This is a genomic window from Spirulina sp. CCY15215, assembly GCF_016888125.1.
GTDB lineage: Bacteria > Cyanobacteriota > Cyanobacteriia > Cyanobacteriales > Spirulinaceae > CCY15215.
This window is the reverse complement of record NZ_JACSWA010000339.1, coordinates 1-11,451: the sequence shown is the minus strand read 5'-3', so window position 1 is coordinate 11,451 and position 11,451 is coordinate 1. Positions and strand designations below refer to the sequence as shown.

General features: G+C 42.3%; 9 protein-coding genes and 1 CRISPR repeat array. Of the genes, 7 read left to right on the top strand and 2 right to left on the bottom strand.

Annotated elements, in window-relative coordinates; all coding sequences use genetic code 11:
* Positions 1-201: 201 nt before the first annotated feature.
* Both JUI58_RS07275 and JUI58_RS07270 read left to right on the top strand, forming a co-directional pair.
* Positions 202-981, top strand: a complete 780-nt coding sequence (locus tag JUI58_RS07275; protein ID WP_204103097.1) for an ABC transporter ATP-binding protein — start codon at positions 202-204, stop codon at positions 979-981.
* Between the two features lie 18 nt (positions 982-999).
* A complete protein-coding gene (locus JUI58_RS07270) occupies positions 1,000-2,457 on the top strand; it encodes an MlaD family protein (RefSeq protein ID WP_204103096.1) in 1,458 nt (485 codons plus the stop codon).
* 253 nt (positions 2,458-2,710) lie between these two features.
* Positions 2,711-4,558: a CRISPR direct-repeat array (repeat unit 37 nt; unit sequence GTTTCAATCCCTAATAGGGATTAAGTGTAATTGAAAC).
* A gap of 64 nt (positions 4,559-4,622) precedes the next feature.
* On the opposite strand, the gene JUI58_RS07265 is transcribed toward JUI58_RS07270, so the two are convergent.
* Positions 4,623-4,844, bottom strand: coding sequence for a hypothetical protein (locus JUI58_RS07265; protein WP_204103095.1), 222 nt, complete (start codon positions 4,842-4,844; stop codon positions 4,623-4,625).
* A 287-nt stretch (positions 4,845-5,131) separates the two neighbouring features.
* On the opposite strand from JUI58_RS07265, the gene JUI58_RS07260 reads away from it, so the two are divergent.
* The 5 genes from JUI58_RS07260 (at position 5,132) to JUI58_RS07240 (ending at position 10,424) form a co-directional block, all read left to right on the top strand.
* On the top strand, positions 5,132-7,684 hold the full coding sequence (locus JUI58_RS07260; RefSeq protein ID WP_204103094.1) for an HAD-IC family P-type ATPase: 2,553 nt from the start codon (positions 5,132-5,134) through the stop codon (positions 7,682-7,684).
* A gap of 42 nt (positions 7,685-7,726) precedes the next feature.
* Positions 7,727-8,197 (top strand): DUF2656 family protein, encoded by a 471-nt coding sequence (locus JUI58_RS07255; protein ID WP_204103093.1) that lies wholly within the window; start codon positions 7,727-7,729, stop codon positions 8,195-8,197.
* A 10-nt stretch (positions 8,198-8,207) separates the two neighbouring features.
* Positions 8,208-8,702 (top strand): SRPBCC family protein, encoded by a 495-nt coding sequence (locus JUI58_RS07250; protein WP_204103092.1) that lies wholly within the window; start codon positions 8,208-8,210, stop codon positions 8,700-8,702.
* Positions 8,703-8,899: 197 nt separating this feature from the next.
* On the top strand, positions 8,900-9,961 hold the full coding sequence (gene hypE / locus JUI58_RS07245) for a hydrogenase expression/formation protein HypE (RefSeq protein ID WP_204103091.1): 1,062 nt from the start codon (positions 8,900-8,902) through the stop codon (positions 9,959-9,961).
* Positions 9,962-10,061: 100 nt separating this feature from the next.
* Positions 10,062-10,424 (top strand): hypothetical protein, encoded by a 363-nt coding sequence (locus JUI58_RS07240; protein WP_204103090.1) that lies wholly within the window; start codon positions 10,062-10,064, stop codon positions 10,422-10,424.
* Between the two features lie 37 nt (positions 10,425-10,461).
* Here the strand turns inward: JUI58_RS07240 and JUI58_RS07235 are convergent, their stop codons facing one another.
* Positions 10,462-11,334 carry an MBL fold metallo-hydrolase gene (locus JUI58_RS07235; protein WP_204103089.1) on the bottom strand — a complete coding sequence of 291 codons (873 nt, stop codon included), beginning with the start codon at positions 11,332-11,334 and terminating at the stop codon, positions 10,462-10,464.
* Positions 11,335-11,451: the final 117 nt, after the last annotated feature.

Sequence of the window (11,451 nt, the reverse complement as noted above, 5' to 3'; positions counted from 1 at the left end):
CGTAGGACTTAGGCATTAGCGTAGGACTTAGGCATTAGCGTAGGACTTAGGCATTAGCGTAGGACTTAGGCATTAGCGTAGGACTTAGGCATTAGCGGGCAAGATGCCCGCACTACCATCACGATAAAATAAGGGAGTAGGAGCGTCTCGCTCTCTAGCTGTGTCAGTCCCTAATTTATTTTTAATTATTCCTGTCTCCCAATGGATCCCATTGTCGAACTGAGAAAAATCAGTAAATCTTTTGGTAATACTGTCATTTTGGACGAGATCGATCTCAGTATCTATCCCGGTAAGGCGTTAGTGGTTATTGGACCTTCAGGGGCTGGGAAATCAACCATTTTACGGATTATTGCGGGGCTGCTGAGTCCCGATTCCGGGGAGGTTTATATTGCTGGACAGCGTAGACGGGGCTTAATTGAAGACAGTCCCGACCCGATCGCCATTAGTATGGTATTTCAACAGTCTGCCTTGTTTGATTCTCTAACAGTGGAAGAAAATGTCGGCTTTACTCTCTTTCAGCACTCGAAGCTCGATCGCCAAACAATTCGCGATTTAGTCACCAAAAAATTAGCAATGGTGGGGTTGAGTGATATTGGCGATCGCTATCCTGCTCAACTTTCTGGGGGAATGCGAAAGCGGGTCAGTTTTGCTCGAGCGATTATGGCTAATCCCTATAATCCTCAAGATAATCCCGATGTGATTCTCTATGATGAACCAACGGCGGGTTTAGACCCGATCGCCTCAACGGTGATTGAGGATTTAGTGCGTCAATTGCAACGACAAGAACAAATTTGCGGCACCTACGTCATGGTTTCCCACCAGGAAAGCACCATTCGCCGTACTGCCGATCGCGTCGCTTTTCTTTATGATGGTAAGCTAAGTTGGGAAGGCAGTGTTGCTGAAATTGACACCACAGATAATCCTTTCGTGCAGCAGTTTTTCAGTGCCAGTTTACAGGGTCCTATTCGAGTGGTGAATTAAAGGGGAGGAAAGTCAATTATGCGATCGCGGACGATACGAGAAGGGTCGGTCGGTCTGTTTATCCTCGTCGGTCTCGCCGTCTTCGGAACTCTTGCTGTTTGGTTGCGCGGTTTCAGACTCGGGGTAGACAATTACGAAATTTTTATCGAGTTTGCCAATACGAATGGTATGGCGGTGGGAGGTACTGTCCGTTATCGGGGTTATAAGGTGGGGAATATTACGGCGATCGTGCCGGAAACCAATGGTGTTGTGGTCACGGTTTCTATTTCCCCACCGGATCTCCTCATTCCTCAAAATTCTCGGGTTGAAGCAATACAAGCGGGATTAATTGCGGAAACCAGTATTGAAATTACCCCTCTTAAGGATCTGCCTGAGCCTAGCACTTTAGAAAATCCCCTCAGTTCTAGTTGCGATAGTACCCTGATTGTCTGTCAGCGCGATCGCTTAAAGGGGGTTTCTGGAATTACTTTTAATGATGCTCTTCGCAGTAGCGTGGCTTTGAGCGATCGCCTGAGCGATCCTGAGTTTTTTGAGAATGTTAAAGCGCTAACAGAAAATGCTAACCGCGCTGTGAGTGAATTAACGGTATTGGGAAAAGAACTCGGTTTATTGTCCAAAACAACCCGCACCCAACTCAGCACAATTTCTCGCACGGCTAATGCGGTTACGGATGCCACTGCATCAACGACAACGCAACTCAATGCCACGGCGGAGGAATATCGCTTACTGGCGAATAATCTCAGTGGGGTGATCTCGGATAATCGATCGGGTTTAACCTCGACTCTTGATAATATGAGCAGTACGAGCGATCAATTACGGCTTTTATTAGCCAATTTGAATACAACAGTAGGGGGAATTGATACGACTCAAACGATCCAAAATTTAGAGGAACTAACGGCTAATGCGGCGGCGGCTTCTGCCAATCTTCGCGATGTCTCAAATTCTTTTAATGATCCTACTACTTTAATTACACTTCAACGCACTCTTAATTCTGCTCGGGTTACTTTTGAGAATACCCAAAAGATTACCTCAGATTTGGAAGAATTAACAGGAAATCCCGAATTTCGTAATAATATTTTACGATTGGTGAATGGTTTGAGTAGTTTGGTTTCTTCGACCCAAGATTTAACAGATCGCGTGCAAACCGCGCAACAATTGGAGGTCATGCAGGAAGAGATGGCGAGAAAACAAACAGAAATTGTTGCTCCCCAACCGCACGAAAATATTTCCGAATCTCCGGTTTCTCCAGAGGCGATCGCCGAGAAGAGCCAAAACCCAGAAGAGAAAAATCAAAATCGAGGCAATATTCCCCCATCGTCAGAAGTTAACGAACCTATCGATCCCGTGACGATTTTTCAAACTTCTCCTGTTGAAAAAAAATCGGCGATCGAGGGCGATCGTTCTCCCCAAATGACTCGGGATGAATGGGTGCGGAAAATTTTTCAAAGTCGAACGCGATCGGATGCTGAAGAATGAAAAACCGGACATTATTAAATGGTTGTAATTGAAACCTCGATCGATTGGTTAATGCGATCGAAGGACTACGAAGTTTCAATCCCTAATAATATCAAATCTGCATGAATACTATCATTAAAAATCTAGGGAGCGAGCGCAGCTAGGGAGCGAGCGCAGCTAGGGAGCGAGCGCAGCTAGGGAGCGAGACGCTCCCACTACAGTTGGGTTTAGGAGGTAGGGGTGCAATGCTTGCACCCTGAAATTATGACCTATTATTAGGATTTGATATAAGGATTAATTGTTATTGAAACCGGGGTGCAAGCCGTCCGCTCCCTTTTCCGGTCATGGGTCCTGATTTCAATCCCTAATAGGGATTAAGTGTAATTGAAACGTGGCATCAGATATCTCGGTTGGTTTTTTATTCGTTTCAATCCCTAATAGGGATTAAGTGTAATTGAAACAAAGGGGAGCTACACTCTAGGATTCGAGACTTTTCAAGTTTCAATCCCTAATAGGGATTAAGTGTAATTGAAACGCTGTCTTCTTATATTGATGATAAAGCATGGCAAAGTTTCAATCCCTAATAGGGATTAAGTGTAATTGAAACGGGGTGTGTTTTGCAATAAAGCAAACGACTATGTTTCAATCCCTAATAGGGATTAAGTGTAATTGAAACCTAAACCCCTACCTGTTTCAGGATTGCGTAGAGTCTCTTGTTTCAATCCCTAATAGGGATTAAGTGTAATTGAAACGTAATTGCTGAGTATGGTTGTCGCGGTCATATCTGAAGTTTCAATCCCTAATAGGGATTAAGTGTAATTGAAACTTTAAGTAAAGAGGGCGATCTACTGGTACAGGGGAGTTTCAATCCCTAATAGGGATTAAGTGTAATTGAAACTCCCTCAGATAGTCCTGATAAACTATGCGACGCTCGTTTCAATCCCTAATAGGGATTAAGTGTAATTGAAACAAAAGATAGTATGGGTGAAGGCTCAAGATACTTTCGTTTCAATCCCTAATAGGGATTAAGTGTAATTGAAACACTGCTTTCCATAAGTTGTTGGATTCGGCAAAAAGGTTTCAATCCCTAATAGGGATTAAGTGTAATTGAAACAATGGCATCAAAAACTTTCAACTGGTTTATATCAGTTTCAATCCCTAATAGGGATTAAGTGTAATTGAAACGTAAGTGTAAGCACGTCTACGCTCTCTCGTATTGGGGTTTCAATCCCTAATAGGGATTAAGTGTAATTGAAACACGGATGCCTTACTCCCCAAGAGAGCGTTACAGTTTCAATCCCTAATAGGGATTAAGTGTAATTGAAACGTGACTCGCCTCTACCGTGAGGGTAAAGTAGATGGGTTTGTTTCAATCCCTAATAGGGATTAAGTGTAATTGAAACTTACGATCTTATCGACAATGCTTGGGAATCATTGTTTCAATCCCTAATAGGGATTAAGTGTAATTGAAACGGAAAGGGCAGGTGGCGTTGGCTATGTTATGAAGTTTCAATCCCTAATAGGGATTAAGTGTAATTGAAACTGATAAATAATCCGTCCTTGGGAATAGCAAATCTGTTTCAATCCCTAATAGGGATTAAGTGTAATTGAAACTCTCCAAATCGTGGTTTACCGTGTTCTTATAAAGTTTCAATCCCTAATAGGGATTAAGTGTAATTGAAACTAATAAGAACGTAACGCTTATCACGCTTATCGAGGTTTCAATCCCTAATAGGGATTAAGTGTAATTGAAACTCTCCTCTTTTAGGCGATCCAGCACCTCTTGGGGGTTCGAGTTTCAATCCCTAATAGGGATTAAGTGTAATTGAAACAGGAGGTACGTACCCCGTAGCATCCGGTTCTCAGGGTTTCAATCCCTAATAGGGATTAAGTGTAATTGAAACGCACAAAACGGTGCAAGACCCCACGTTGGTACAGTTTCAATCCCTAATAGGGATTAAGTGTAATTGAAACTTTTGTCAGAGATAGGGGAGAGGGGGAAAGTCCCCGTTTCAATCCCTAATAGGGATTAAGTGTAATTGAAACTCAGAATCATCGGTATCATTGAGGAAATACCTGTTTCAAGTTTCAATCCCTAATAGGGATTAAGTGTAATTGAAACCGCCCGGTAGTGAAACCCTTGTGGTATTTAGTTTTCAAGGTTCGTTTGCGGATACCCAAGGTTACTATAGCATTTCAGCCGTCGCTTTGACAAGAGCCAAAGAAAAAATATCCTGAAAACCTAGACCAGATAAAGCGTTCAGCGTTTGCGGATACCCCTCGATCTGCAAAAACAGGGTCAAACCCAGACCAGACCTGAATTTGAACCCTCTTAAAATCGGGAGTTCAAAATGATACCCCCCGGTATCCGCAAAATGATCCTCAACTCCAGTGATAACCCACTCCATTCAGGCGATCGCCTTCGCAATGCAGCAACCTGGTATCCTGCCCGTTAATGCGTAAGTCCTACTTTTCTGAAGCGCGATCGCGTAACTAGCAATTATCGAGAATTGAACGTTAAACGCAGTAATTTAGTCTGTAAGGAAAGTCTTTTTCTTAATTTTATCCAGGACTTACGAGGTGAGCTTACGCAGCTAGAGAGCGAGACGCTCCCACTACTGTATTCTATCGTCATGGTAGTGCGGGCATCTTGCACGCTAATGCGTAAGTTCTATTATCGTTTCGTTGAATCAATATGTCTACCCCTACAGGTTTAAGTGAAGCAGAAGCGATCGCGCGACGCAAAGCAGGTCAAGGAAATAATGTTACCCTGGAAACCAGTCGCTCTTATTTACAAATTCTCCAAGAAAATCTGTTTACTTTTATTAATACTGTCTTTTTTACCCTGAGTATTTTCTTAATTTTTTTAGGACGAGTTGGCGATGCAGTCTTGGTAGGAGTAGTGATTTTGGGGGGCATAATTATCAATGTTTTGCAAGAGGTTTGGGCAAAACAAAAACTCGATCGCATTGCCTTATTAACTCGTCCCCAAGCAACGGTAATTCGGGAAGGAAAAGAACGCAATATAGACCCTAAAGAGATTGTGATGGGTGATATTCTCGTGCTAGAAATGGGAGATCAAATTGTTGTTGATGGAGAAATTATTGGCGAAAATGGAGTCGAAGTCGATGAATCTTTACTCACGGGAGAATCTGATGCGATCGCCAAACAAACCGGAGATACAGTTTATTCGGGAAGCATTTGTACGAGTGGACGCACTTATTACCAAGTGACTCAAGTTGGCAAAGCCAGCGTTGCCTATCAAATTACCGCAAAAGCACGAGAATTTCGCAAAACTTACACGCCTTTACAATTAGAAATTAATGTTGTTATTCGCATTTTTCTCCTGCTGGCAACTTTCCTTTGGATTTTAGTGGGTATTTCTGTTTGGACGGGGTTTTTAAACTTTCGAGATGGCGTACAAAGAGCCGCCGTAATTGCTGGATTAGTCCCCAGTGGTTTATATTTATCAATTACCTTGGCTTATGCTTTGGGAGCCGTGCGAATGGTGGGTCAAGAGGTATTAATTCAACAGGCTAATGCAGTTGAATCTTTGAGTAATGTCGATATTTTATGTTTGGATAAAACAGGAACATTGACGGCTAATCGAATTCATCTTCATCGCCGCGATCCGATTAATATTTCTGATTTAGAGTTGCGAGAAGTTTTAGGAGATTATGTTTTTAATAGTACAGCAAAAAACAAAACGAGTGAGGCGATCGCCCTAGTTTGTCCTGGTATAAAACGAAAGATTAATGGGGAAATTCCTTTCTCTTCAACGCGAAAATGGAGCGCGATCGCCTTTGATGATTCTCAACGACATGGAACCTATATTCTCGGCGCACCAGAAATGTTAGGCGATCGCGCTTCTTTAAGTACAATTCACCAAGAAAAAATCAAAGACCTAACCCAACAAGGATTGCGGGTTCTCCTCCTTATTCATCATCCTCAAATTTTAGCTTTAAATGAAATTAAAAATCTTCTCTCTTCCACATCTATATCTGGGGATTTAGACCCAAATCTAGCCAGTTTTACACCGCTAGGAATCATTAGTTTTAGCGACGAATTACGCGCAAATGTAAAGGAAACTCTAATGGGGTTTACGAATGCAGGAATTGACTTAAAAATTATTTCCGGCGATAATCCCGATACAGTGGCTGCTCTCGCGACACAGGTAGGATTAGGAGAGAAAATACCGATTATTTCTGGTGTAGAATTAGCGCAAATGGATGATTCTGAATTTACTCGTGCTGCTAAAAAATATCAAATTTTTGGGCGCATTACACCAGAACAAAAAGCCCAATTAGTGGGGAGTTTACGAAAAGAGGGACATTATATTGCAGCAATGGGAGATGGAGTAAATGACGTTTTAGCTTTAAAAAAAGCAAATTTAGGGATTGCGATGGAAAGCGGCAGTAAAGCGACGAGAAATGCTGCGGATATTGTGCTATTAAAAGATTCTTTTGCTTCTCTTCCTCATACCTTTCTGGAAGGTCAGCGCATTCGCAATGGTATTCAAGATGTTCTAAAATTGTTCATGGTTCGGGTATTTGTGGTAACGTTAATTATTTTGGCAACGGGACAAGTTTTAGGCACTTTTCCTCTCTTGAATAAACATAGTGCTGTCGTCACCATTGTTGCAGTTGGACTGCCAACGATGTTTATGCCAATTTGGGCAAAAACGGGACAATTTCCTCGGGGTAGTATTGTACGATCTTTACTAACTTTTACTCTTCCTGCTACGTTAAGCATGACTTTAACAGGGTTGGGAGTATATTTGGGATATTTAGTTAAGAGTCTTTGGGATGCAACAGATAGCGAAGTTATGACTTCTTTAGCATTGGGATTATCTGGATCGGCGAGTTTGAGTTTATGTAATGCTATTGTTAGTTTGCAGGGCGCATTTTTAAGCGATCGCCTTCTGGCTATTCCTCGCAGTGCATTGGTGACAATTTTGGTTTGGTGTGGGTTGCTATTAGTTCCTTTTCTCAAACCTCCAACGACAGCTTGGGTAGGAGGAGAAGCACTCTCTAAAGATTGGCGCTATACAGTCACGGCGATCGCCTTATTGGGTGTATATTGTCTCATACTCGCTATTCCGGTCGCGCGCAACTTTTTTGAGTTATCTTTGTTAAGTTGGCTGGATTATTGTATTCTTGGTTTGGTCGCTTTGGCATGGTGTTTGGTCTTGCGCTATTTATGGCGAACAAAATTATTAGATCGCTTTTTAGGGATCGAATTAGAATAAAATAAAAATGCCATAAAATTAAACATCAATTGGGTAATAAAAATGACTCTCGATCATCTCCAAGGAAGAATGCTCCTTGCTCATAATTTTGCCTTGACTGAAACAATAGTTCCCGAAATTTCGCGAGAGGCATTTGCGGCTATTTTTCTGGAAGAATTGGGCGATCGCACCGATATGAATTGTTGTCCTTTAGATCATGCTCATTGGATGCTTGAAATTCTTTTCGATCCCGAAGTATTAGAACCTAAAAAAGTAGGAGAAATCTGTGCTGAAGCTCTAGCCGAAACTCGAAAGATACAAAAAGTATATCCAAAAAGTTTCTATAATATTCTCATTTTAGCCGGCCAGAAACAAACTCCGGTTACGAGTTCCGATCCCGACAGTCTTCAAACCGGAGAATGGGGAGTCGATGTTGTAGAAACAGAATCAATTGCAGCGTTTCTCGACTCCATTGGTTGGAAGGAAGAAAACGATCGCAAACCGACTATTTTTCGAGTTGAACTACAGGTTTAATACAAATTTAATGCTAAATTTTAAATATTCAACCCTGATTGATGCGTCGGTGGAAACGGTTTGGAATTTTCACGAAAGAGCCGATATTTTGCAAGTTTTAACACCCCCTTGGCAACCTGTAAAGGTTATTCGTCGTGAAGGAGGTTTAGGAGTGGGTGCAATTTCTGAATTTCGCCTATTTATTGGCTTTATTCCGGTAACTTGGGTGGCACGTCATAGCCAATGCAAGCTATATTGTTACTTTATTGACGAACAAATTGAGGGTCCCCTAGTTTCTTGGCAGCATCGTCACCAATTCGACGACGAGGGAGGACAAACGAGATTAACTGATGCGATCGCCTATGAACTTCCTGGAGGTGGGTTAGCTGAATTTTTCCTCGGTTGGTGGGTAGAGTTGCGCTTGCGGGATATGTTTCGTTATCGTCATGAGGTGACACAACAAAAATGTGAAAATGCCTATCATAGTATTGATGATTTGTCAAATGGAAGGAAAATTCCATATTAAGCATTCTGTTCCTGCTTTGTCGGAATTAACTGATAAAGTGCAAGCAGAATCCGACAAAACGGCAATTGGATCGAAATCTGTGGGAAAAACTGGCTTAAATTTGTGGGGGCAATAGAATAGAGTTATAACGCGATCGCGATATTCTAAACTGGGAAAAGAATTGTCCTGCTTCGTATATTTAGCTAAGCAAAATCATCATGGTTAGATCTGCTGTTTCCCAATTGCCTACGACCCAAAGTAGTAAGTTTTCCTGTCCCTTTCCCATCGATCACTATCCCACCGTGCGACTCGAGCATGGAGAAGGGGGAAAACTGATGCGGCAGTTAATCGAACAGATGTTCTTACCAGCTTTCACACTTCCAGGACAGCGATCGCCAACTCTTCACGACTCCACCGAAATTGTCGTCCCTTGCCCAAAACTAGCCTTTAGTACAAACTCTTATATGATGCGTCCCTTCTTCTTTCCAGGGGGAAATATCGGCGGAATTTCCGTGTATAGTACCATTAACAACTTAGGCATGAGCGGTGCGCGTCCCCTCTATCTCACTACTGGATTTCTGATTGAAGAGGGTTTTTCCACCAAAACATTATGGCGCATTGTGCAATCTATGCGCCAAGCATCTTTGCAATCGCGGGTACAGATCGTCGCGGGAGATACGCGAGTGGTCCCCAAAGGGACAATAGACGGAATTATCATTAATACTTCAGGAGTGGGTGCGATCGAACATAATCTCTTGATTTCTCCCTTATCTGTGCGTCCAGGAGATATCATTCTGGTTAATAGTGATATTGGTCGCCACGGTATTGCGATGATAGCACAGGAAGCAGGACGAGAATGGGGCGGAACAATTGCCAGCGATTCTGCACCTTTTGCAAGTTTGATCTTACATTTGCTGAAATCGAGAGTAGAAATCCACTGTTTGCGGGATATCACTCGAGGAGGATTAGCCAGTGCTTTAAATGCGATCGCGCAAATGGGAAAATTAACTATACAAATTGCCGAAAATAGCATTCCCCTTCACAAAGATGTGCGCGAAGTCAGTAAAAGTTGGGGAATCGATCCTCTCTATGGGGACAGTGCTGGCTGCTTTTTGGCGATTATTCCCCCTTCTTCTGTTAAACTGGCTCTGGAAATTCTCCGCACTCAAAATCCTCGTGCTTGTGCCATTGGAACTATCGTTGGTCGTAGCGATCGCGCTACGGGTTTGATTCAATTACAAGATACTAAGGGACAACGCTTTCTGGAAAATAAAAGATAAGCAAATTTAGTCAATTATTGAGGGTAAAGAATAGCAATCCGTCAAGGAAAAAAAGAACATGGTAGAATTGGGATTAGTACAATAACTCGTCTGCAAATTTATGAAAGGTTTCTCCAATCTGCGATCGCGCTTTGGTATTCTAACAATGTGTTTTTTGGCTGCTTCCGTGGCAATTCCTAAATCAGCGAATAGCCAACAGATTCCCAACCGCAACCCTGAAAATGCCTATCCGATAGAAATAGTGAGCAGATTTGTGAACAGTTGTACTAATTCGGCAACGACTCAGACGAACATTCCCGAAACAATGGCGCGATCGGCTTGTCAGTGCATGATTTGGCAAATTCAAGATCGTTATACTTTAGAAGATTTTGCCACACTTTCTCAGCGTGTTTCCCAAGATAGAGAAGCTGCTCAAGAATTTGTGCAAATTGTTGGCGCTTGTTCCCCAACACCAAATAGTTAAAGGAATAATGAATGATGGGTGCTTCTTTGGTGATTCTTTATTGTTGTTTCATCCAAGCGATACAGTTTTGCATTTGTTGCTTGACGGTACTGCGATCGCCATTATAGCGCCGACCGTGACCGGGAAGCACCCACTCAAAGGAATAATTGGCCAACTTTTCCATTGAGATAATTTGTTCCTCCCAAGAATACCAACAAGCGCGACGAAAGGCGTATAAATCTCCCGTGTGACGCGATCGCGCTAAATGATCGCCGCTAAATAAAAAGTTATTTCGATAGAGTAAAACAGTATGGCCTTTTGTGTGGCCAGGGACGGGAATAATGAGTAAATCTGGTTCTAATTGTAGGTTTTCATTGCCTTCGGGTTGAATTTCAATTTCTCGCGTGCTGCTGTTAATTTCATCCTTGTGAAGAATGCGATCGCATTGGAAATGTTGCTGAAATTTTTGATGATCGGCGACATCATCCCGATGGGTTAGATATAAATAGCGAATTCCTCCCATTTCCTCTAAACGTTTGACTAAAGGAGGAGAAAAGCGGGGAGAATCAACTAAGATATTCCCTTCTGGTCTTTGTATGAAGTAACTGGCTGCACCATAGGAATTCTCTGCATGATAGCCGCAGTGATAAATATTTTCAATAATAGGTAGAGGAAAGCTCTTTTGTGCTGTTTTGATATCAGTGGGTTTGTTTTCTGTACCAATAGAAGCGGTAGGACAAGAAAGTAAGGCTTGCAAGGCTTGCAATCGTTCTTTTTCATCGGTAGGTTGATGATACACGGCGGATTTTTCCCCCGCACGATTAAACACTGTCGGGGACATCCAGCGACAGGTATCGCAGTCAATACAAGTCTTATCTACATAAAAGTCACCGCTAACATTTTCAAGTCGGCGTTGTTGTAGTGTAGCCATTATTTTAAAGCGTAATTTTTTAATATCAAATCCGCATGAATACTATCATTAAAAATCTAGGGAGCGAGACGCTCCCACTACGATAATATTCAATAATTACAGTAGTGCGGGCATCTT